This window comes from Thalassospira profundimaris (assembly GCF_003326755.1).
Taxonomy (GTDB): domain Bacteria; phylum Pseudomonadota; class Alphaproteobacteria; order Rhodospirillales; family Thalassospiraceae; genus Thalassospira; species Thalassospira profundimaris_B.
The window spans coordinates 59328-82347 of record NZ_JPWH01000007.1; the positions used below are offsets into that span (position 1 = coordinate 59328).

Annotated in this window: 21 protein-coding genes; 12 read left to right on the forward strand and 9 right to left on the reverse strand. The window is 55.3% G+C overall.

The genetic code is table 11. The annotated features are described in order from the left end of the window. Positions 1-15 precede the first annotated feature (15 nt). Positions 16-1116: a Bug family tripartite tricarboxylate transporter substrate binding protein gene (locus TH25_RS09895; RefSeq protein ID WP_114088273.1), complete on the reverse strand. Its 1101-nt coding sequence runs from the start codon at positions 1114-1116 to the stop codon at positions 16-18. 246 nt (positions 1117-1362) lie between these two features. Here TH25_RS09895 and TH25_RS09900 point away from each other — a divergent pair, with 246 nt between their 5' ends. After that, the gene (locus TH25_RS09900) at positions 1363-2025 is read left to right on the forward strand and encodes a response regulator (protein WP_114088274.1); all 663 of its coding nucleotides are present in this window, start codon (positions 1363-1365) and stop codon (positions 2023-2025) included. Further along, positions 2022-3422 (forward strand): sensor histidine kinase, encoded by a 1401-nt coding sequence (locus TH25_RS09905; protein WP_114088275.1) that lies wholly within the window; start codon positions 2022-2024, stop codon positions 3420-3422. Before TH25_RS09900 ends, TH25_RS09905 begins: the two co-directional genes overlap by 4 nt. A gap of 65 nt (positions 3423-3487) precedes the next feature. On the opposite strand, the gene tcuB is transcribed toward TH25_RS09905, so the two are convergent. Next, complete coding sequence (gene tcuB / locus TH25_RS09910) at positions 3488-4615, reverse strand: tricarballylate utilization 4Fe-4S protein TcuB (RefSeq protein WP_114088276.1); 1128 nt, start codon at positions 4613-4615, stop codon at positions 3488-3490. Continuing rightward, positions 4599-5987, reverse strand: coding sequence for an FAD-dependent tricarballylate dehydrogenase TcuA (gene tcuA / locus TH25_RS09915; RefSeq protein WP_114088277.1), 1389 nt, complete (start codon positions 5985-5987; stop codon positions 4599-4601). The genes tcuB and tcuA overlap by 17 nt, the downstream gene beginning before the upstream one ends. Before the next feature lie 120 nt (positions 5988-6107). Here tcuA and TH25_RS09920 point away from each other — a divergent pair, with 120 nt between their 5' ends. Continuing rightward, positions 6108-6782: a GntR family transcriptional regulator gene (locus TH25_RS09920; RefSeq protein ID WP_114088278.1), complete on the forward strand. Its 675-nt coding sequence runs from the start codon at positions 6108-6110 to the stop codon at positions 6780-6782. A gap of 71 nt (positions 6783-6853) precedes the next feature. Here TH25_RS09920 and TH25_RS09925 read toward each other — a convergent pair whose 3' ends face one another. After that, positions 6854-8155, reverse strand: a complete 1302-nt coding sequence (locus TH25_RS09925) for an L-fuconate dehydratase (protein ID WP_114088279.1) — start codon at positions 8153-8155, stop codon at positions 6854-6856. A 122-nt stretch (positions 8156-8277) separates the two neighbouring features. On the opposite strand from TH25_RS09925, the gene TH25_RS09930 reads away from it, so the two are divergent. The 6 genes from TH25_RS09930 to TH25_RS09955 all read left to right on the forward strand — a co-directional run bounded on the left by TH25_RS09930 (position 8278) and on the right by TH25_RS09955 (position 13301). Then, positions 8278-9057: an IclR family transcriptional regulator gene (locus tag TH25_RS09930; RefSeq protein ID WP_114088280.1), complete on the forward strand. Its 780-nt coding sequence runs from the start codon at positions 8278-8280 to the stop codon at positions 9055-9057. Between the two features lie 157 nt (positions 9058-9214). Further along, entirely contained in the window at positions 9215-10258 is a 1044-nt protein-coding gene (locus tag TH25_RS09935; RefSeq protein WP_114088281.1) for an aldo/keto reductase, read from the forward strand. Next, on the forward strand, positions 10258-11130 hold the full coding sequence (locus TH25_RS09940) for an amidohydrolase family protein (protein WP_114088282.1): 873 nt from the start codon (positions 10258-10260) through the stop codon (positions 11128-11130). Before TH25_RS09935 ends, TH25_RS09940 begins: the two co-directional genes overlap by 1 nt. A gap of 121 nt (positions 11131-11251) precedes the next feature. Next, the gene (locus TH25_RS09945) at positions 11252-11575 is read left to right on the forward strand and encodes an L-rhamnose mutarotase (RefSeq protein WP_114088283.1); all 324 of its coding nucleotides are present in this window, start codon (positions 11252-11254) and stop codon (positions 11573-11575) included. A 69-nt stretch (positions 11576-11644) separates the two neighbouring features. Then, entirely contained in the window at positions 11645-12379 is a 735-nt protein-coding gene (locus tag TH25_RS09950; RefSeq protein WP_114088284.1) for an SDR family oxidoreductase, read from the forward strand. Positions 12380-12458: 79 nt separating this feature from the next. Then, positions 12459-13301: a fumarylacetoacetate hydrolase family protein gene (locus TH25_RS09955; protein WP_114088285.1), complete on the forward strand. Its 843-nt coding sequence runs from the start codon at positions 12459-12461 to the stop codon at positions 13299-13301. An 81-nt stretch (positions 13302-13382) separates the two neighbouring features. Here TH25_RS09955 and TH25_RS09960 read toward each other — a convergent pair whose 3' ends face one another. The 4 genes from TH25_RS09960 to macA form a co-directional block, all read right to left on the reverse strand. Then, entirely contained in the window at positions 13383-13775 is a 393-nt protein-coding gene (locus TH25_RS09960) for a cupin domain-containing protein (protein WP_258549109.1), read from the reverse strand. A gap of 651 nt (positions 13776-14426) precedes the next feature. Beyond that, the gene (locus TH25_RS09970) at positions 14427-15833 is read right to left on the reverse strand and encodes an efflux transporter outer membrane subunit (RefSeq protein ID WP_114088287.1); all 1407 of its coding nucleotides are present in this window, start codon (positions 15831-15833) and stop codon (positions 14427-14429) included. Between the two features lie 10 nt (positions 15834-15843). Further along, on the reverse strand, positions 15844-17805 hold the full coding sequence (locus TH25_RS09975) for a MacB family efflux pump subunit (RefSeq protein ID WP_114088288.1): 1962 nt from the start codon (positions 17803-17805) through the stop codon (positions 15844-15846). 1 nt (position 17806) lies between these two features. Beyond that, positions 17807-18982, reverse strand: coding sequence for a macrolide transporter subunit MacA (gene macA / locus TH25_RS09980; protein WP_114088289.1), 1176 nt, complete (start codon positions 18980-18982; stop codon positions 17807-17809). A gap of 538 nt (positions 18983-19520) precedes the next feature. Here macA and TH25_RS09990 point away from each other — a divergent pair. From TH25_RS09990 to TH25_RS10000, 3 genes are read left to right on the forward strand one after another with little or no spacing between them, the layout of a single operon-like run. Next, positions 19521-20333, forward strand: coding sequence for a glycosyltransferase family 2 protein (locus TH25_RS09990; RefSeq protein WP_309471286.1), 813 nt, complete (start codon positions 19521-19523; stop codon positions 20331-20333). A gap of 10 nt (positions 20334-20343) precedes the next feature. Further along, positions 20344-20670, forward strand: coding sequence for a lipid-A-disaccharide synthase N-terminal domain-containing protein (locus TH25_RS09995; protein ID WP_114088291.1), 327 nt, complete (start codon positions 20344-20346; stop codon positions 20668-20670). A gap of 27 nt (positions 20671-20697) precedes the next feature. Next, positions 20698-22398, forward strand: a complete 1701-nt coding sequence (locus TH25_RS10000) for an ArnT family glycosyltransferase (RefSeq protein ID WP_114088292.1) — start codon at positions 20698-20700, stop codon at positions 22396-22398. A gap of 158 nt (positions 22399-22556) precedes the next feature. Here TH25_RS10000 and TH25_RS10005 read toward each other — a convergent pair whose 3' ends face one another. Next, positions 22557-22940, reverse strand: a complete 384-nt coding sequence (locus tag TH25_RS10005) for an RES domain-containing protein (RefSeq protein WP_220151379.1) — start codon at positions 22938-22940, stop codon at positions 22557-22559. Positions 22941-23020 lie beyond the last annotated feature (80 nt).

The following is a 23020-nucleotide window of genomic DNA, read 5'->3' on the forward strand; positions in this document are numbered from 1 at the left end:
TTCAGGTTTTAAGGTTTAGAACTGGACCGAATATTTTTCGGTCAGCCATTTTTGGACCCAGGTGCGGGCATCTTCGGGCACATTCACAGCCTGGCGGAAAATGCGTTCTGCCGGTTCGCCGACAATCTGTTTATAGGCACCAAGGGTGGCTTCACGATCGGCAATGAAGCTTTCTTCTTCGGTGGCCGAGATCGCCGCTTTGCGATAGGCCTCGACAATGTTTTCCGGCGTATCCTTGGGCAGGAAGACCATTTTCTGGGCCGGGAAACCGGCAATAAAGAATGCCTTATAGGCTTCCCATGCCGGGCCGGAGGGCTTTTCGCCCTTCATCATTTCATAGGCTTCGGGGAAGCTGGGCAGATCGGGGAAGGACGGATCGCGGACGATATTGCCATCGTCATCCAGCGCACCCCACGAAAACAGCGGAACAGCGGAGCCGATATTGACCAGCGGTGTGACGTTATTGATATAGGCCGACGAGGTTTGATAGTCGATATTGACTTCGCCCCGTTCAAAGGCCAGACGTCCGGCCCCACGGCCTTTCATGCCAAAAACGGCATCCACATCCAGACCCAGCAATTCAAAGGCCAGCAACGGCACCAGATCCAGCGAGGTTGCACCCTGGCTGCCATAGCGCAGGTTGATTTCCTTGAGCGCATTGAGGTCGGCTGCCGATTTAACGCCAAGATCGGAATTGACATACACCACACCACCGGTAGGTGACGCCAGAATGACACGCCAGTCGCGCATTTCGTACTGAACCCGTTTGTCCTGCAACAGGTACGGGAACTGTGTGGAACCTGATGTGCCAATCGCGGTCAGCCCATCGGGTTTTGCCCGGGCTTCAAACTGGTTGGCACCCGATGTCGAGCCCCCACCGGGAACGTTTTTGACAACGACGGTCGGCTTGCCGGGCAGAAAAATGCTGAAATAAGGGGCCCAGAAACGTCCCCACGTATCTGTCCCGCCACCTTCGCTAAATGGAATAATCAGTTCGACTCGCTCTCCGGCAAAGTCGGGTTCCTGGGCGCTTGCACTTGCCGCAAAACCACAGGTCAGGGCGGCGGCTGCACATACGGCTGTCAATGAGTGTTTAAAAGAGCGTCCCCACGACATCTTGTATTCCCTCCGATAATGTTGTTGTCTCTCAATCGGAAGGATGCGCGTGCCATATGTAGATCTGTATGATGTACCAACAAACGATTTCCTCCCGAACAGGCATTCGGCTGTTGTTTTTGCTCCGGTCATTGCCGGGGTGCCGTTCGCCTGTAAGATCACTTTAGTCGATAAAAGCTGTCAGTTTGCTGTCTGCATTTAAAATTTTGTAGTTTACGGATCATTTTTCAATGCGACTGGGCATATATGCGTATATTGATCGTTGAAGATAACCTTGTTCTGGCAGGCAAGATTGCCGCGGCCATGCGCCAGATGGAACACGCTGTGGATCTGGTTCACGACGGCGAAGATGCCTTGCGTCTGGTTCTTCAGGAAACATTTGATCTGTTGATTCTCGATCTGTCCCTGCCAGGGATGGACGGGCTGGATATTCTGAAAACCGTGCGGATCCGCAAAATCAATTTGCCCGTGCTGATACTGACAGCCCGGGGCAACCTGGATGAGCGGGTGGCCGGCCTGGATGCCGGGGCGGATGACTATATGGTCAAGCCGTTTGAGCTTTCGGAACTGGAAGCCCGTGCGCGCGCCCTTTTGCGGCGCAATGTCGGGGTTAGAAACCCGGATATTGCGGTGGGAAAACTGGTCTTCAATTCCATTGACCGGTCGGTAACGGTGGCAGGCCAGCCGGTTTCTTTGACGCCGCGTGAACGTGGCGTGCTGGAGGTTTTGCTGCTGAATATCAGCCAGGTGATCAGCAAGGAAAAAATCGCCCTGCATTTGTTTGGTTTCGATGACGAGGCCAGTGTGAAATCGATAGAGCTTTATATCAGCCGCCTGCGCAAAAAAATCGCCAATAGTGGCGTGGACGTGCGGACAATTCGCGGGCTTGGTTATATGATTGACGAATGACGGATAACACTAAAACCACTTCGCTGCGCGCCAGACTGTTATTGTGGCTTTTGCTGCCGGGCCTGATTATGGGGACCGGGTTGCTGGCCAAGAACTATCTTTCGGTAAGCGAGGTCGCAAACCGTATTCAGGATCGCCTGTTGGTCGCCCTGGCCGTGACAATTTCCGAACATGCCATTAAATCGCGCGGGGATTTGCTCTCGCGCGATATTGAATTGCTGCTTGAGGAATTCACCCGCGAAAATACCTATTATCGGGTGCAGGGGCCTGATGGCGCCTTTGTGACAGGGGATACCGGTTTACCGCGTGCGCCGACAGATCTGGTGTTACAGCCGGGTGTGCCGCATTTTTACAATGCGCATTATCGCAACGAAGATGTGCGCGCCGTGACCATGAAATATCTGGTTTCCGACCCGTCATCGAACATTCATGGCTGGGTGACGATTGATGTCAACCAGACGCGCCGTCAGCGCGACAGCCTGATTTATGACGAACTTACAGGCTCGCTGACCGATTATCTGGTTTTGATGTTTCTAAGCGGCATTTTTGCCTGGATCGGGGTATCGCGCGGTCTGGCACCCTTGCAGCGTTTGCAGCAGGCCATTCGTCGTCGCTCGACGGATGATCTGCGCCCCATCCGTCATGTTATGCCCAAGGAAGTTACCGAAGTTGTCAGTTCGCTAAACGCGCTTCTGGCGCGTCTTGAGCGGTCAATTACCGCCAACCAGCGCTTTATTGCCGATGCCTCGCATCAGTTGCGAACCCCCCTTGCAACCGTGCAGGCGGAGGCGGAATGGGCCCTGCGAACCATTCACAGCGACGAAGACCGCCAGGCTCTGGAACGCATTGTCCAGCAAACGCGCGAAACGTCCAGGTTGACATCGCAGCTTTTGAATTTGGCCCGTGTCTCCCCCGAAGGGCGCAAGGCGGGGTCGCTGGTGAAGATCAATCTGCTGGAATTTGCATCGGGCGTGACGGCGGAAAAAGTGCGTGCCGCTTTGCATTATCAGGTTGATTTGGGTTTTGATGACCAGAGCGAGGGCATGAATTGCGAGATTGAAACCGGTAACGAAGTGTTGTTGCACGAAGCCCTGTGTAACCTGATTGACAATGCCATGATCTATTGCCCGCCGGGATCGGCGATCACGGTGCGCGTGATTGGCAGCGGGGCTGTCACCGGCCCGATTATCGAGGTGGAAGATAACGGACCGGGCATTGCCCCGGAGGACCGGGAACGGGTTTTGGGCCGGTTTGTGCGCCTTGATAACGATAATCAACAGGGTTGCGGGCTGGGTCTTGCCATTGTCAAGGAGGTGGCCGATGCCCACGAGGCCCAATTAAGCTTGGAAGACGGGACAGATGGCACAGGATTGCGGGTTCGCATTGCCTTTCCCTGACCCGGACGAGCCAGGGAAAAAACATTGCGAAACCGCCTTATCGTGCCAAAGCAAAACCAGGGCTGTCAAACCTTTTTGGTTTTGCAGCTTCCCACCAGTGGTTTGTGGTCGTTCTTTTCAACGGCAAAAACCACAAGGGCAATCAGCCGGTAAAAACCATGCACAAACTTGCCATAGGGCATGGACAGGAACAGTGTCAAGATGACGCCAAGATGCAGGCAAAGCGTAAACCCGACATAGGGCGTGTCGCGCACAAGCATCAGGGCCAGGCCGGTGATCGCACTTAAAAGCAGCAAAACCAGAAAACCGACATCCATGCCCTTGTTGGTTTTTCCCTTGGGCATCGGGTCTGCCTTGGCCTTAAGGACCAGCAAACCAATCGGGCCAATGATCAGACCCAGCCCGCCAGTAATGCCAAACAGTTTGGGCAGGCTGAGAAAGCCGTAAGGGGCGGGAAGATCAAAGCCGTAATGCAGAATTGTGCCCGACGAGGTGGCGGCAAAACACAGCATGAAGCCCCAAAATGTGAATTGGTGAAACCAGCGCCGCGCCATTGACGGTGTTTCAGTCGGGTAGGAACAGCCCTGACCATTGCCACCATCAAGATATTTAAGCGACAGGGCATCCTTTATGCCCTGAAAAACCTGCCGGAAATTGAGCCGGTGCGGGGCAGGAAGCTGCATGGTGCGCCAGAATTTAACACAGGACAGCACAAGCGCCAGGGCGACAAAAAGCCCGACTGCGCCAAAAAGACCAGCCAGAACATTGTGGGGAATGACGCCGTAAAACCCGTTGTCATGGCGGGCAAAGAAATTTTCGCCCGTCAGGCTGGCGGTTAGGGCGGTAAACAGGGTGATGACAACAATCGATAACAGGCTGACCCACAGGCCGTTCCGGGCAAAAAGTTTGCCCATAAAGCCCGGCCAGGCATAAACGCCGTAATTTTCCTGGCGCAGCTCGGCCATTGCGGCAGGCACATTCAGGTTGAATTCATGGGGCGGGGCATATTGACAATTATGATAACAGGCCCCGCAATTGTGGCACAGATTGGCAAGGTAATCGACAGTGTCGGCATTAAATTCCAGCCGCAATTCCATGGCCTGAAACACGGCACAATGGCCTTCGCAGTAACGACAGGCGTTACAAATCGACATCACCCGTGCGGCTTCGGCTGTTTTAGTGGTTGAGCGCATAATCGGCGGCCTCGTTTCCTGCAATTCGTCCAAATACATTGCCAATGGTCATGCCGATCCCGGCCAGATACCCCTGGCCCAGCACATTGCCCGCCATGATTTCGCCAGCGGCAAAAATGTTGGGGCTTGTGCTGCCATCGGCCATTTTCATCGCGGCTTTGTCGGTTACTTCGACACCCAAATAGGTAAATGTGATGCCCGGCCGCAGCGAATAGGCGCTATAGGGCGGTTGGTCGATCGGGCGGGCCCAGTTGGTTTTGTTCACATCCAGGCCATCGGTATGCAGGCCATCCAGGCTGGTATGGTCAAAATTGCCCGGTTTGACGGCTTCATTGAAATCCGACACGGTTTTTTGCAGTGTTTCCGCGTCCAGCCCGATTTTACCGGCCAGTTCGGCAATAGTGTTGGCCGTGGTGGCGGGAAAAACGGGGGGCATAAAGCCGCCTTTGGCCTTTTGGTCAATAATGACATGGGCGACCTGGTTGGGCTGGTCGGCCACCAGGCGGCCCCAGATGGCATAGCGTTTGGGCCAGAAATCCTCGCCCTCGTCATAAAAACGCTGGGCATTTTCATTCACGACAATGCCCAGCGACACGCAATCAACCCGGGTGCAAATGCCGCCATCAAATTTGGGCGCGCGGCCATCAATGGCAACCGCATGGCACTGATTGGCTTCACCAATTTGCTGTGCGCCCTGATCCAGCAGAATGCGCAACAGATCCCCCCGGTTATACGGGGTGCCGCGGATCAGGAAATTTTCGGCAATGTCGCCCCAGCCCTCCTTTAACCATTCAATATTGGCTTCAAACCCGCCCGCAGCAGCAACAAAGGCCTTTGCATAAAAGCGACGTTCGCCGACCTGCAGGCTTTTGAAGCGGCCGTTTTCCATGTCAACGGCCGAAACCATTGCATCGTAATGAATGTCGATGTCGAGCTTTGCGGCGTGACGATAAAGCGCGTTCAAAAGCTGCTTGCCGCCGCCCATGAAAAACGCATTGGTGCGCCCCAGATGCAGGGTGCCGCCCAGCGGCGGTTGAAACTGCACCCCGCGTGCTTCCAGCCATTCAACCGCGCCCGATGACTGGCGCAGCGTCAGGCGGGCAAGATGTTCGTTGGTCTTGCCTTTGGTGACGCGCATCAAATCGTCCCAATATTCGGCTTCGTCATAGGTGCCGCTCAGCACCGACAGGGGGCCGTTATGCAGCGGGCGCAAATTGCGGGTATGGCGCGTATTGCCGCCACGATGGCTTTTGGGGGCCCCTTCCAGCAGGCAGACCCTGGCGCCTTTTTCCGCCGCGACAATGGCGGCAATCAGCCCGGCCTGCCCGCCACCTGCGACAAGAATGTCGTAATGGCTATCAAGAGTGTTCACGAGGACATTACCTTCCCGGTATTTTATTGGATACTATTGTATACAAGAGTGTGCAAGGTTGTAACCAAGTGCGGAATGTGTCAAGGTCAAATCGACTAAAAACACGCAAGGTTTCTGTGAATGAGTTCTGAATCCGACGACCGGCAACCCCGTGGCGAGGTTGCCTACCGAAAGCTTTTGGCGGCGATCCAGCATGGGGAACTCAAGCCCGGAACCCGTATTCGCGAAGTGGAAGTTGCCGAAAAATTTGACATCAGCCGCACTCCGGTACGCGATGCGATCCGGCGGCTGGAAAGTGACGGATTGTTGATCCATGTGCCGCGCCAGGGTGCGGTGGTCAAGGAACTGGATCATCGCGAAGTGATCGAGCTTTACGAGATTCGCGAGGTTCTGGAGGGAACGGCAGCGCGTTATGCCGCGCGTCATGCCTCGGAACTGGAAATCGCCGAGCTGGAAGATTTAAATGAACTGATGCTCAAAAGCGGGGATGATCAGATCAAGGTGGCCGAGATCAACCGGATGTTTCACCAGGCGCTTTATCGCATGGGGAATAACCGCTATCTGATTGATGCGTTAAATTCGCTATCGAATGCGATGGCGCTTTTGGGCGGCACCACCCTGCAATATGACGGCAGGCCCCAAAGTGCCTATGACGAGCATCGCGATATTGTTGAAAATATCCGTGCCGGTAATGGCGACGGAGCCGATGCCGCCGCGCGCTTGCACATTCGCAATGCGCAACGATTGCGCATCAAGTTGCTGCGCGAGGTCCTTCATGCCGGGGTGCATGATTAGGGACAGGGCTGTTATCAGCCTGCAAAGATGACGGACGCTGCAATCGGTGCGGCGTCCGTTTTAGAGGGGGCTCAGCCTTCCTGCCAGACACGACCAGTGGGGAAGGTGTGATCGACAATGCTTTGCGGTTTCATGGTAATCGAGAAACCGGGGGATGTTGGTGCGATATAACGACCATTGCGGATGATGCAGGGATCGATGAAGTGTTCGTGCAAATGGTCTACATATTCCAGCACACGGTCATCAAGCGAGGCGGAAACACAAATATAATCAATCATCGACAGATGCTGGACATATTCGCACAGGCCCACACCACCCGCATGGGGGCAGACAGGCTTGTTGAATTTTTTTGCCATGAGCAAAATCGCCATGATTTCATTGACCCCGCCCACCCGGCAGCTATCGATTTGCACAACGTCAATTGCATCGGCCTGCAGGAACTGTTTGAAGATGATGCGGTTTTGGCAATGTTCGCCGGTGGCAACCCGGATGGGGGAAATCCCCTCGCGGATTTGTTTGTGACCCAGAATATCGTCGGGGCTGGTGGGTTCCTCGATGAACCACGGGTCATATTCGGCCAGTTGTTTCATCCATGAAATGGCCTGGGAAACTTCCCAGTTCTGGTTGGCATCGACCATCAATTTACGGTCCGGGCCAATCACGTCTCGCGCAATGGCAAGGCGGCGGCGGTCATCCTCTACATCCAGCCCGACCTTGAGCTTGATATAATCCCAACCCGCATCAATGGCCTCCTGGCACAGGCGGCGCAGCTTTTCATCGCTATAGCCCAGCCAGCCAGCCGATGTGGTGTAGGCGGGGTAGCCCTGGTTGCGCATTTCATCAATACGTGCCTGTTTACCCGGTTCGGCGGCCCGCAGAATGTCCAGGGCCTCGTCACGGGTCAGCGCGTTGGTCAGATAGCGGAAATCAACACAATCAACAAACTGTTCCGGTGTCATTTCGGCCACAAGCTGCCACACAGGCTTGCCCGCTGCCTTGCCCCACATATCCCAGATGGCATTAACGACTGCCCCGGTTGCCAGGTGCATCACACCTTTGTCCGGGCCCAGCCAGCGCAGTTGGCTGTCGCCGGTTAAATCGCGCCAGGTCTGGCCCATATTGGCCGTCAGGCTCTCCAGCGTTTTGCCGACCAGCAGGTGCGACATGGCCTTGATGGCGGCGACACAAATATCGTTGCCCCGCCCGATGGTAAAGGTCAGGCCGTGGCCGGAAAGATCGGGATTGTCCGTGTCGATAATGACATAGGCGGCAGAATAATCCGGGTCCTTGTTCATCGCATCCGACCCGTCCAGCTGGCGCGAGGTTGGAAAACGGATGTCAATGGCCCGAAGCCCTGTGATAACAGCAGACATTCTGCCTTCTCCCTGTGTTTAATTTTATAAATGGAATATCGTTTTAAATATGATTTATTTTGGGGCTTGGCAAGGGGCGTTTTTTGCGAAAAGCTGCGGCAGTTGACGAACAAGGGTAACAGATGAGCGACGAAACCAAACGCATATACAAGGCCCCGGCCCTGGAAAAGGGGCTGGAGATTTTGGAAATCCTGGCCGCCGAACGCCGCCCCATGAGCATGGGCGCGATTGCCAGCGCCCTTGGCCGTTCCAAAAGCGAGATTTTCCGTATGCTCTCGGTGCTGGAGCAAAAGGGCTATCTGGAGCGCAAGGATGGCTCGGAACTGTTTCATATTACCAACCATCTGTTTGAACTGGGCATGCAGGTTTCGCCGGTTTCCACCCTGCTGGAGGCCGCCTTGCCGCAAATGCGCCGGTTGGCGGCCCGGGTGGGGCAGTCCTGCCATCTTGCCGTGCCCTCGCGCGATCAGATGGTGGTGATTGCCCGGGTGGAAAGCCCGGAGGATATTGGTTTTTCGGTGCGGGTGGGCTATCGGCGCAGTTTGGCCGATTCCGGGTCTGGCAAGGTTTTGCTGGCCTGGATGTCGCCGGAACGTCGCACCCCGTTGATGGAATATTTTTCCGAACGCCTGGGTGCATCATTCAATGCCGAGGTGTGGGAATATGAATTGCGTGCCATTCGCGCGCGGGGCTATGCCGAGGTGCAAAGCACGGCCACGGTGGGGATTATTGATGTGGGTGCGCCGGTATTGCAGGGCGAAAGCGGGGAAATTCTGGCCAGCCTGACGGTGCCCTATCTTGGCGGCCCCAGCACCCCCTACAAGGTGGCCGATACCGTGCCCTTTGTCGTGGAAACCGCGCAGGAAATTACCCGCCTGACCGGATCGCACGGCGTGTTGTGACCCGATAAAATCACGCTGTTGCAAGACGGCTCGCCAGGCTTTTGGGGCGGGGCCCCGGTTGGAAAACCGATTTGTAACAAAATATAATTGAAATGACGGTTTAAATATGAAACGATCCCTTCGCCGCAAAAAGTGCGAGTTTGGGAGGATAAGGTTCATGGCCCGTCAGAAGCGCCAAATTGGTAATACCGGTTTAAATGTCAGTGTTCTTGGGTTCGGTGGTGCGCCGCTGGGCAATATGTATCGCCCGCTGGATAATGCGCAGGCCCGGGATACCCTGCAAACCGCCTGGGATTGCGGATTTCGCTATTTCGATACCGCGCCGCGTTATGGCTATGGCCTCAGCGAACGGCGCATGGGCGATTTTTTGCGCGAGCAGAGCGAGCCTTATGTGCTTTCTACCAAGGTTGGCCGCCTGTTGCAGCGCATTGAAGGCGACATTCCGAAGGACCGGCCCTTTGTCAATGCGCTGCCCTTTGTTGAAGTTTACGATTACAGCTATGACGCCGTGATGCGTTCCGTCGAGGATAGCTGGCAACGCCTGGGCCTGCGGCGCATTGATATTGCCTATATCCATGACATTGGCAGCCTGACACATGGTGCTGATGCCCATCCGCGCCTGATGCGCGATGCGATGGAAGGCGGGGCAAAGGCGCTGGACGAGCTTAAAAAGGCCGGGCTGATTCGTGCCTATGGCCTGGGGGTTAATGAATGGGAAGTTTGCCTGGAGGCCCTGAAATCCACCGATATGGATGTGTTTCTGCTGGCCGGGCGCTATACGCTGCTGGAGCAGGAAGCCCAGGAAAGCTTTTTGCCGGAATGTTTGCGCCGTAATGCCTCCGTCGTTGTCGGCGGGGCGTTTAATTCCGGCATTCTGGTAACAGGCCCCAAACCGGGCGCAAAATATGATTACGAGGATGCGCCGCAGCATATTCTCGAACGTGCGCAAAAGATCGAGCAGATTTGCACCGATCATGGCGTGCCATTGCCTGCTGCGGCCCTTCAGTTTCCGCTTACGCATCCCGCTGTCGCATCGGTTATTCCCGGTGCCAGTTCGCCCCGCCATGTCAAACAGGCGGTGGAGTGGGCGGAACTGAAAATACCGGCTGCCCTGTGGCATGACTTGCGCGAACAGGGCCTGTTACGCGCCGATGTGCCGGTACCGGGCGAAGATTTGCTGGCGGGCGGGGATGTATCCTGATGGCTGGTGATGTGACGCTGATTGATGCCCATCAGCATTTCTGGAAAATCGAACGCGATGATTATGGCTGGATCACGCCGGATATCTCTGTGCTGTACCGGGATTTTTTGCCCGATGATCTGGCCCCGATATTAAGCGATCAGGGTATTTCCCGCACCGTTTTGGTGCAGGCGGCCCCGACCGTTGATGAAACCGAATTTATGCTGTCACTGGCAAGTGCGTATGATTTTATTGCCGGTGTTGTCGGCTGGGTGGATTTCGAGGATCCGGCAACCGCGATTGCCGATATTGCCCGCTTTGCCCGGCATGACAAATTTGTCGGCGTGCGGCCCATGATCCAGGATATCGAAGATGCCGACTGGATGCTGCGTGCCGAATTCTCGCCGATATTCGAGGCATTGATTGCGCGCAATCTGGCGTTTGACGCGCTGGTCTTGCCCTGTCATCTGGCGAATTTGCACATTCTTGCCCGGCGTTATCCGGCCTTGCGCATTGTGATTGACCATGCCGCCAAACCCAAGATCCGCAATGGTATTCATGGCCCCGATGGTTATGTTGAATGGGCACGGATGATGGGCGAATTCACCCCGCTTAAAAATGTCTATTGCAAGGTTTCCGGTCTGTTGACGGAGGCGGCATCGGGTGCTGGCCTGCATGATTTAAAACCCTATCTGGACCATTTGCCCCGCGTTTTTGGCGCAGACCGTCTGATGTGGGGCAGTGACTGGCCGGTTTTGAAAATGGCGGCGGAATATCCCGACTGGGTGAAAATGACCCGGCAATGGCTGGGCACCTTTGCTTCGGCGGATGTGGAAAAAATCGTCGCCAAAACCGCAACGCATTTTTATCAACTTGCAAAAGACCCGGATTGACAGGCTCCCTCCCGGTGGTGCGCCACACCCTTCGCCACCGGGGTTTTGGGCGGTTGATCCACACTCAACCGCCCCTTTTTCCTTTTGGCAACTTCGCAACCGTCACACAAACGAGGCCACAATGAAACGTGTTGGTATGGTCATTCATGTAAAGCCGGAAAAACTGGCCGAATATAAAAAACTGCATGCCGAACCCTGGCCCGGCGTGATTGACGCTTTGCGCAAACATCACGTGCATAATTATGTGATTTACCAGCATGCCGACCTGTTATTTGGTCATCTGGAATATGACGGCGATGATTTTGCGGCCGATATGGCCGACATCGCCAAGGACCCGGTGACACAGGAATGGTGGAAACTGACCGACCCGTGCCAGTCCCCCCTTGCAACGCGCAAGGACGGCGAATGGTGGGCGGAAATGGAAGAAGTTTTTTACATGGCATGATGCCCGCCGGTTTGACCGCTTTGACCGAAACCGGGTGCGCCACAGATGCAATTGAGGCAGGAGAATGAAATGGCAGGAAGACTGGCAGGCAAAAAGGCCGTTGTAACCGCCGCAGGGCAGGGCATTGGCCGCGCAACGGCGGAAATGTTCCGCGCCGAAGGGGCAACGGTGATTGCCACCGACATTAATGAAGAGGCCCTGGCAAGCCTTTCGGGCATGGAGACCCACAAGCTGGACGTGACCGACGGGGCCGCGATTGCCGACTTTGGCAAAAAGGTCGGTGCGGTGGATGTGCTGTTTAACTGCGCGGGTTTTGTCCATCATGGCACCATCCTTGACTGCGATGAAGATGCCTATGATTTCAGCTTTAACCTGAATGTGCGCTCGCAATATCGCATGATGCGCGCCTTGCTGCCCGCCATGCTGGAAAATGGCGGTGGCTCCATCGTTAATATGTCCTCCGTGGCCTCCTCAGTGAAGGGGGTGCCGGTGCGCTTTATCTATGGCGCGACCAAGGCCGCCGTCATTGGCATGACCAAATCGGTCGCGGCGGATTTTGTCGGTCAAAACATTCGCTGCAACGCGATTTGCCCGGGCACGGTCGAAAGCCCATCATTGCAGCAGCGCATGGCCTCCCAGGGCGGGGATTTTGACGAAGTCCGCAAGGCCTTTGTCGCCCGTCAGCCGATTGGCCGTATTGGTCAGCCCGGCGAAATTGCCGCCCTTGCCACCTATCTGGCGTCCGACGAGGCAAGCTATACCACCGGTGCCATTCACATCATTGACGGCGGCTGGGTAAACTGATCCATTCAGGGTCTGTCCAAGGTCTGTCCGGTTACGGGGTTTGGCCCCAATCTGCAAAAAATCAAAGGGATAAAGTCCAATGAAACTGTTACGTTATGGTCCGGTCGGTTCGGAAAAGCCCGGTCTTTTGGATGCCAGTGGCACCATTCGCGATCTTTCCGGCGTGATTGCCGATCTTGATCCTTCGACCATCTCGCAGGAAACGTTCGATAAAATTGCTGCCCTTGATGCCGCCAGCCTGCCGGAAGTGTCGGGTGATGTGCGTATTGGTGCATGTGTGGGCCGCCCGGGCAAATTCATTTGCATCGGTCTTAACTATTCCGACCATGCCGCTGAAACCGGCATGCAGGTGCCGCCGGAGCCGGTGATTTTCTTTAAGGCCACCTCGGCGGTTTGCGGCCCGAACGACACTGTTGAAATTCCGCGCGGCTCGGAAAAATCCGACTGGGAAGTTGAACTGGGCGTTATCATTGGCAAAGAAGCCAAATATGTTGATGAAGCCAATGCGATGGACCATGTGGCCGGTTATTGCGTGGTCAATGACCTGTCCGAACGCGCCTTCCAGATCGAACGTTCCGGCCAGTGGGTAAAGGGCAAAAGTGCCGATACCTTCGGCCCGGTCGGCCCGTATCTGGTGACGCGCGATGAAGTCAAAGACCCGCAGAACCTGCCGATGTGGTTGACGGTTAATGGTCATAAATACCAGGATGGCAGCACCCAGACGATGGTTTACGGCGTGCAGTTTCTGATCCATTACCTGTCGCAATTCATGAGCCTGCAACCGGGCGACATCATCTCGACCGGCACCCCTCCGGGTGTTGGCATGGGCCAAAACCCGCAGGTCTTCCTCAAGGCCGGTGACGTGATGGAACTCGGCATTGAAGGCCTGGGCAGCCAGAAACAGACAACCGTGCAGGCCTAATCGCCCACACGCTGTTTAAAGACCCGCATTCTAAAAAGTCGCCATCTGTTTAACCACGGATGGCGGCTTTTTTATTCCGGTTTATTCCGGCGGCAGATCAAAACTGTTGGGCAGCGACACCCAGATCACGGTCTGCGCCTCGGGTGAATGGCGCGAAAGATGGCCTTTGCCATGTGTATCCTCTACCAGCACAAAGCTGCCCGCTGCCACATGGCGCACCTCGCCATCACTCGTTTCGTGATCCACAGCCCCGTCCAGCCGCACCGTTAAAACCGGCTCTGGCACCGTATGCCACGCAACCTCGCGCATCCCGGCGGGAATATGCGTGATGCGAACCCGCGACGCCGGATAACTCTCCGTCACATCAAAGGGCACAGCTTCAGGATGCACCGTGCGTTTGGTCGTTGGTAATTCGACTTCATCAAAATGCGATTCCCCGTCCGGGGTGGTATAGATGCGGAGGCATTTCATCATTTTGGTCCAATTAATTTTGCTTTTCTGTGTAGATGTAGCATGATTGTAAATGTAAACATTATAGAATTTATAGGTATGCGTTTTTGTGGTGAACAGGTCGATTTCTTCGGGGGGCGTTGATGTCGTTTAAGAAAAAAAGATACCTTGTGCGATTTGCTACCATTTTATCTATTTTATTGATTATTTCTTTTTCTTTTTTGCAGGGTCAGTACTGTCATGGAAAATGCCCTGATGGAGACTATTGGTATATATCAATATTTGTTGCATTTTCGGTTTATTTATTGGGGTTTTGCTTGATGTTTTATTTTTTTACTGGTGTGTCCTGGTATGTGTATAGCTCGGGGGATAAATTTATGACCAAAAATATCGAAAAATCTGGCTTGTCGTTTTTTTTGTTGAAGGACTATCGGCCCGGAGCGCGGGATGATTAAAGAGAATATTTTCAGATCATATGGATCATTATATGGTGTAGGAGTTTTTCCAGGTATTATGATGAATTTGAGCAGTATATTAGTCGTATTTTTTCGTAATTCTGAGGACTCCTCAGCTTCTTCTTAACATGAGGTGAATTTTTCTTTTGGTCATCTTGTTTAGGCGATTTTTGAATCAGTCAGTTTGTCGTTGTGCGTTTTGTGATTTCTTTACCACTCGTTACACATCCCCACCCAACGCCTGATACAGCGTCACCAGATTTAAAATCTGGTTGAGCTGGTTTTGCAGGAGGGATTCTTCGGCGGTGCGGCGGGTTTCCTGGGCATCGAGCCAGCTTTGCATGGAGACGGCACCGGCGCGAAAACGGGTTTCGTAGATGCGTTCGGCGTTGCGGGCATCATCAAGGGCGGCACGCAGGTTTTGGGCCTGTGCGATATAGTGGTCGCGTGCGGACAGGGCGGTTTCAACGTCGCTGAAGGCCTGATAGAGGGTTTGGCGGTAAGTGATCACATCCTGTTTATACTGGGCTTCGGAGACACGGATATTAAGCTGTCTTTCGTTCCAGTTGAGGAAGGGCAGGGCGATGTTTGCGCCCAATGTGCCAATCGGGTTTTCCAGAAGGTTGCGCAACTGGTCGCTGCTGGTGCCAAGCTCGCCCGTTAGGTTCAGGGTTGGCAGCAGGCTGGTTTTGACGGAATTGATATTGGCAACATCGGCGCGCAGGCGAAGCTCTGCGGCCTTAACATCCGGGCGGCGGGCCAGAAGGCCGGCGGGCAGGCCGGATTTAACCACCGGCAGGGTGCCATCGGGCAGGGTTTTGCGGGCGATGGCGATTTGTTGTGGCGGCTGGTTAAACAGGATCGACAGCGCGTTTTTATTGGCTTTCAGGCTTTGTTCGATCTGGGTGGCATTGGCAAGCTGGCTTTCCAGGCTGCGGCGGGATTCATAAAGTTCAAGCGAGCTTGACGCGCCGGACTGGTATTTTACATTGACCAGTTCCAGCGTTTTGCGGGCATAGTCAATGCTGGCCCGGGCAATGGCAAGGCGTTGCTGGTCATACACACTTTGCCAATACAGGTTCGCCGTGGTGCCGGTCAGGGTCAGGGCGGTGCTGGCGCGGTCCTTTTCGGTTGCCAGGGCTTCCCATTTTTTGGCGTCATATGTGCTGCCAAGTTTTCCCCATAAATCGACCTCGTAACTGACGCGGCTGGTGGTGCCATAGCTGCGCGTGATGCGCCCGGTATCAAGGTTGCGCGCGGAGGAGGCATTGGCCCCGGCGGACAGGTCGGGGAACAGGTCGGTTTTGGCAATGCCTGCCTGAAGCTGTGCCTGGCGCACCTTGATGGTGGCCGCCGCAAGATCGTTATTTTGCGCCAGCGCATTGGCAATAAGCCGGTCAAGCGCCGGGTCGTTGAAATTGTGCCACCAGTTGGACGGCGCCAGGGCAAGATCGTTATGGGCTGTTTTGTTGCCAGTGCCTGCTGCGGGGCTGTTGTTACCGTCACTGTACCACCCTGCAGGCAGGGTGACATCGGGCGCGTTGTAGGTGGTTTTTTCCAGGCTGGAACAGCCCGCAAGCAAAAGCAGACCCAGGATGGTGCCGGTTTTGAGGGTTGATTTCAGCATTTTTTATCCTTCAGTCCCGGTTCAGGGCATCGACAGGGTTAAGGCGGGCGGCATTACGCGCGGGCAGGAAGCCAAACAGAACCCCGATCATCGACGAGCAGGCAAAGGCTGCAATAATGGATGTGGTGGAATAAATCATCTGGAACGGCGTGCCGAGCGTGCCAAACAAAACCCCGATCAACAGGGCAAGCCCGATGCCAAGCCCCCCGCCAATCAGGCAGACCAAAACCGCCTCGATCAGGAACTGGCGCAGAATATCGCCCTGCCGCGCCCCCACAGCCATGCGCACGCCAATTTCTCCGGTGCGTTCGGTGACGGAAACCAGCATGATATTCATAACCCCAATGCCCCCGACAATCAGCGAAATTACCGCGATGGATGATACCAGCAGGGTCAGGGTGGCGGTTGTGGTTTCAATGGTTTTGCGGATGGTATCGGTATTGATGGTGAAAAAATCCCGCGTGCCGTGGCGGCGTTGCAGAAATTCGGTAATTTTCTGATCGGCCAGTTTGGTGTCCACCGCATCGGCAACACGCACCGTGATGCTGGTCAGGTAATTTTGCCCGGTCAGCCGGGTCATAACGGTGGTGTAGGGCAACCAGACATTGAGGCTGTCACCCCGGCCAAAGGCGCTGTCATAGGGTTTGGTGACGCCAATGACACGCACGGGGACGGATCCCAGCAAAATTACCTTGCCCAGCGGATCTTCGCCATTGGGAAACAGCTTGTCGCGGGTGTTGTTGTCGATAATCGCATCCTGGGCACGGTTATCAACAGAACGCTGGTTAAACCAGATGCCTGATGCCATTTCATAGCCGCGCACACGGTCATAATCCACACCAACGCCGGTGACGGAGGATGTGACCTCGATATTGCGATAGCGCAGGGTCACACTGGTGGACACGCTGGGTGTGACGCTATCGACGTAATACTGGTTATTGAGCGCATTGGCATCGCCCGCCGTAAGGGTGCGGATGGCATCGGCATCGCGGTCGCCAAAATCCTTGCCCCGGCGAATATCGATGGTGTTGGTGCCAATCGAACTGATGTCGGCCAGAACCTTTTCACGCGATCCGGTGCCAAGGGCAACAACCGAAACGACGGAGGCAATGCCGATGATAATGCCCAGCATGGTCAGAAAGGTGCGCAGGCGATGCGCCATCATGGCGACCAGCGCCATCCTGAAGGCTTCACCAAAGCGGCCAAATTCCGCGATCAGGCGGTTGCCTTCGGGTTTTTGCGCAATGGGCGCGGGGGGAGTGTTTTCGCCGCTGCCGGTTGCGGTCTGGCGTTCATCGCGGATGATTTCGCCATCAAGAATTTCGATCACCCGTTCGGCATGGGCGGCAACATTGGCATCGTGGGTGACAAGGATAACCGTGTGTCCGTCGGCATGAAGATCGCGCAAAAGGGCCAGGGTTTGCTCGCCGCTTTTGCTGTCAAGCGCGCCGGTGGGTTCATCGGCCAGTATCACATCACCGCCATTCATCAGCGCACGCGCGATGCTGACACGCTGTTGCTGCCCGCCGGAAAGCTGGCCGGGGCGGTGATGGGTGCGGTCGCCCAAACCGACCTTTTCCAGCAGGCTTCTGGCCCGGTCATGGCGCTGGCTGGCGGAATAACCGGCATAAATGGCCGGGACCTCGACATTGCCAAGCGCGGTCAGGTCGGATAACAGGTGATAGCGTTGAAAAATAAAGCCGAAATATTCCCGGCGGAGCGCGGCAAGCTCGTCGGCTTCCAGCGCATCGGTGGCACGGCCATTCACGCGATAGGTGCCGCGCGTGGGCTGGTCCAGGCAGCCCAGAATATTCATCAGCGTTGATTTGCCAGAGCCCGAGGCCCCGACAATCGCCACCATTTCACCGCGTTCGATGGTCAGGTTGACACCTTTGAGAACCGCGATTTTCTGGTCGCCTGCCGGGTATTCACGCCACAGGTCGGTAATTTCGATCAACGGGGCCTGTTGCATGTCAGAATCTCATTCCCCGGGGGCCGTTTGCGTTGGCACTGGCACCACTGGCCGCACCGATGATCACGGTGTCGCCTTCTTGCAGGCCCGCTGTGATCTGGGCTTTGACATTGGTATTCAGGCCCACCGTGACGGGTTGTTTTTTAACCGTTCCCTCCTTGCCGGGCATTTCGACATAGCTTTCGCCATCCGGGCCGGTTTTAAGGGCGGATGCGGGAATGATCAGGGCATCCTTGACCGATTTGAGGATGATGGTCACTTCGGTTGTCATGGCAATGCGCAGGATGCCATCGGGGTTGGAAATATCAAACAGGGCATTGTAGTAGACCGCCTTGTTGTCGGCCAGGCCATCGTCATTATCCTTGATTGCGTCCGGCGCGGGTTCAATGGCGCGCAATGTGGCGTGATAACGTGAATCCGGATCTCCCAGAATGGTGAAATAAACCTCCTGTCCCGGTTTGACGCGAATGACATCGGCCTCCGAAATTTCGGCCTTCACCGTCATGGTCGAAAGCTGGGCGAGCTTGAGAATGGTCGGTGTTGATTGCACCGCATTGACCGTTTGTCCGACCTTGACGGGCAGGGATACCACCGTGCCATCCATCGGGGCGCGAATTTTGGTGTAATTCAGGTCGATTTGTGCTGTATCCACCGCGATGCGGGCCTGATCGATCTGGGCATTAAGCGCGTTGATTTCCGCCTTGGTCACGGCCAGGGTGGCCTCGGCATTTTCAAGGTCTTCCTGGGGGCTGGCATCAAGGCGGCGCATTTCCTTTTGCCGTTGATAGGCCTTTTGCGCCTGGCGCAGGGTTGCCTGTTTGGAGGCAAGCTGGGCCTCGATATTGGCGAGTTTTGCCTTGGCATCGCTTAGGGCATTTTGCTGGGTGGAAGGGTCAATTTCGGCAATCATGTCGCCTTCCTTGATGACATCGCCCAGGGACACATAAAGTTTTTTGATTTGTCCGGAAACCTGTGCGCCGACCGAGACAAGCTGCGATGCCTCCAGCGCGCCCGTGGCCAGAACCGTGCTTTCAAGATCGCCGCGTGACACTTTGGCCGTCACATAGTCTGGCGCGGTTTCGGGCGGAAAAACATAAGTGCGGCCCAGCCATCCGCCAGCGCCAAGCAATATCAGGATAATGATGATGGTTCCGGGGCGGGTAAGCAGTTTTTTCATGAAAATCCGTGGGGCTGAAGGCGCAAACAGGGGACAGGAACAGGGCGTGAATATATGACAGTTTTCTTGAGTATCATTCCTTTGCCCCATTGGGGGCGATTTGACAAAAATTTTATGCAGCCTGGCAATGTATATCTTTAAGGCGACAACCATATGGTGTCCGTCCTGCGATCGCGCATCTGCAACAGCCGGTTTGACCGATAAAAATTCATGGCAGCCGTGTTTGGGGGGATGGGCCCGCGATAATAGTTTTCTTGCGAAGGGGGCCGGAAAATATTATCAACACCGCGTGCGGCGTAACGGGGCCATGCCGTCATTTTCATGACAGATTGAATATCTGGTATCGCGACATCGCCAGTCACATATCATTCATGAAATTGTCAGGTTTCATGTCGTATAATCTTGAAGTTTATTCGTGTTAAATTATTTAAAGTTTCAACAAGATAAGGGACATTGACGCATCTGCGCCAAACGGGCCTGCCCGCACCAGCCCCCGATTGTGCAGGCGATGTGTTGATCGCCATGACGGTTCACAAGAATGACGACTGATAAAAACGCCTTGCCTGACCAACCGGCTTCATCCCCGATGACGGCTGATGATACCGCCGCACCCGAAAGGGAAAATCGTGTGACAGAATTGTCGGTGGTGGTGCCCGTCAAGAACGAAGCCGAAAATATCGAACCGCTTGTCACCGAAATTGTCGCCGCCCTGCGGGGCAAGGTGCCGTTTGACATTATTTATGTCGATGATGGCAGTACGGATGAAACCACAACCATCATTCGCAATTTGCGCCAGCGGGTTGAAGAACTGCATTTGATTTGCCATGAAAAAAGCTGTGGTCAGTCAATTGCGGTTTTAACCGGGGTGAAACATGCACGCGGCAAGCTGATTGTGACCCTTGATGGCGACGGGCAGAACGACCCGGCCGATATTCCGCAATTGCTGGAACGCTATCGCGCCGAGGGGGCTGATGCGCAGGTTCTGATCGCGGGCTGGCGGGCCAATCGGCATGATACGGCAATGAAGCGCATACAGTCGCGGATTGCCAACAAGGTACGCGGGGGCCTGTTAAAGGATCAGACGCCCGATACCGGCTGTGGCATCAAGCTGTTTCGCCGCGAGGATTTTTTGGCTTTCCCGCGTTTTAACCATATGCACCGGTTTTTGCCGGCCTTGATGTTACGCGACGGGGGGCGGGTTTTTTCGGTGGCGGTCAATCACCGGCCACGGTTGCGGGGGCAGTCAAATTACAGCATGATGAACCGGCTTTGGGTTGGTATTGTTGATATTATGGGTGTGATGTGGCTTCAGGCCCGTGCCAAAACACCCGTTGTGAAATCAAAAGAATAGGAGGGCGGCGATGCACGACTGGCTTGCACGGTTGTTATCCAATCTCGACGCCTGGTTTGTTCTGGGTGTTGTGGGACAGGTGATGTTTTCCGGCCGGTTTCTGGTTCAGTGGCTGGTCAGTGAAAAACATGCCAAAAGCATTGTTCCCGTCGCGTTCTGGTATCTGAGCATTGCGGGCGGGATCTGCCTGATGGTGTATGGCCTGAAACGGGCCGAGCCGATTATTATTCTGGGCCAGTCCTTTGGCCTGATTGTGTATGCGCGCAATCTGTATTTCATCCATCGCGAAAAACGTGACGCCAAAACAGAAACCATTCCGTCAGTTGTGGCGGAATAACGCGGCTTTTAATCATACGGAAAACAGATGAGCATTCATAACCGCACCGGCGCAAGAACGGCATCGTTTAGCGTGATTCTGGCTTTATGGGCACTGGTTGCGGTTGTGGGGGTATTGGCCCGCCCGTTATTGCCGGTGGATGAAACACGTTATCTGTCGGTGGCGTGGGATATGTGGCTGCATCACAACTGGCTGGTGCCGCATCTGAACGGCGAACCCTATGCGCACAAACCGCCGATGCTGTTTTGGCTGATCAATGCCACCTGGGCGATTTTTGGTGTGAATGATTTTACCGCCCGTTTGATCGCTCCGTTATTTGCCGGATTAAACCTGGTGATGCTGGTTCTGCTGGCGCGCCGCATTTGGCCGGGTAAACCGGAAATTGCGCAGCTTGCCCCGTTATTTCTGATCGGCGGCACCTATTATGCCGGTTATGGCACGCTGACCTATTTTGACATGCTGCAATGCTTTTTTGCGCTGCTGGGCTGGTATGGCGTTTTTGTTGCCAATGAGGGCGACCGGCAGAATGCGCGCAAGGGCTGGATCATTACCGGCATTGCCATTGGTCTGGGGGTGCTCTCCAAGGGGCCGGTGATTTTGCTCTATGTGTTGCCTGCTGCGGTGTTTGCCCCTGTATGGCGGCGTGACTGGTCGTCCTTTATGGGCGGGGCCCGTCGCCCGGCGAATAGTGGTACTGCCAAGGCCGGGTTGGTGCAAAATGATGGCCTTGGTCGCTGGTATGCGGGCATGGGGCTGGCGGTTGTGCTGGGGGCGGTGATTGCCCTGTGCTGGGCCATTCCGGCGGCGATTTTTGGTGGCGAAGACTATCGCAATGCCATTTTCTGGGGCCAGACGGCGGGCCGGATGGTGGACAGTTTCGCCCATGTCGAGCCGTTTTATTATTATCTGGTCGCTTTGCCCGCCATGTTGCTGCCCTGGCTGTTGTGGGGTGGTTTGTGGCGGTCGCTGTTCGGGTTTGGCTGGCGCCGCGATATGGATGCCGGGATACGGTTTTGCCTGCTGGGGGCGGTGTTTTTGCTGGTGGCCTTCAGCCTGATTTCGGGCAAGCGGGTGCATTATATTTTGCCGGTATTGCCGCTTCTGTCGCTGATTTTTGCCCGCATCATCGCCGATTTACCCACCCGCCGGATGGATCAGATCCCGGTGGCGGTGTTTGTGATTATTCTGGGTGTGGCCGGGCTGGTTGCGCCGTTTTTACCCTCGTTTTTTGCCAAAATCCCGGCCTGGGTCGGTTTGCTCGATGGCTGGTGGGGCGCGTTTTTGCTGCTGGCGGGCGGGGCGCTTTTGGTGATTGAAACCCGCCGTACCGTGGCGGTTGGCGTGCTTGCCGGGGTGAATTTGCTGTTGGTCTCAATGGTGTTCATGATCGCTGCTCCGCGCCTGCATACCGATTATAACATGCGGCCAATGGCGCAGTATCTGAAAACCCAGCAGGATGCCGGGCGCAATGTGGCCTATTGGGGCAAATATCATGCGCAGTTCCAGTTTTTGGGCCGGTTGGAACAGCCCATTCCCATGTTGCTGTCTATGGAAGAAGTGCAGCAGTGGCTGGACGCGCATCCACATGGTGAAATTATCGCCCGGCGCGACAACCCGATTACCGGTCCCGATCAGCCGCTGGCGCGGTTTGACTATAAAAATGATCATCTGGTGATTTGGGATGCCAAAGCGGTTAAGGCTGACCCGGAAGGCGTGCTGGCGCGTTAAGGTGATACGACCTTAACCGCGGGCTGCTGCGGGCCTGTATTCCAGTCAAACAGCACAAGATGCCAAAGTCCCGGGGCCTTGCGCGACGGGTCAATCAGGCCGTGAGCGCCCAATTTCTCCAGCCTGTCGCGCACCCGCCAGGATGGGGGTGTTTGGCCTTATGCAACAAGGTCCTGCCACGGGGCGGTTGCCTCGCCGGGGCGGATACCCGCCCTTTCGCAGGCCTTTTCATCGCGCAGATCAAAAATGCGCCGGGCATCGACTGACACCGTGATCATTTCAAGGTCCGTCGCGCGCTCTGTGCGATGTGCAATCATCGCGGCCTTAACCCCCTTTGGCGAGGAACTGAGATAAAGTGTGGGTTGATCGGCCCGTGAATACCGGCCCGCATTGCGCGACCCTGCCAGGCTGGTGGCCCGATAGTGCGGGTCAATTGCGCGATAAAACAGGCCCTGAACGGGATGGAAAATTTCGTTATCATTGAACAACATTGGGGAATTCCGGGCAGGATGGGTGCCGGTCAGGCTTGGACGATAAGCCATGATTACGCCTGAAAATCCGTTTTGCAAATTGTTTGTCATTTCGCTGTTGGTGTTGGCCGTAGCACTGGCATTGACCGGAT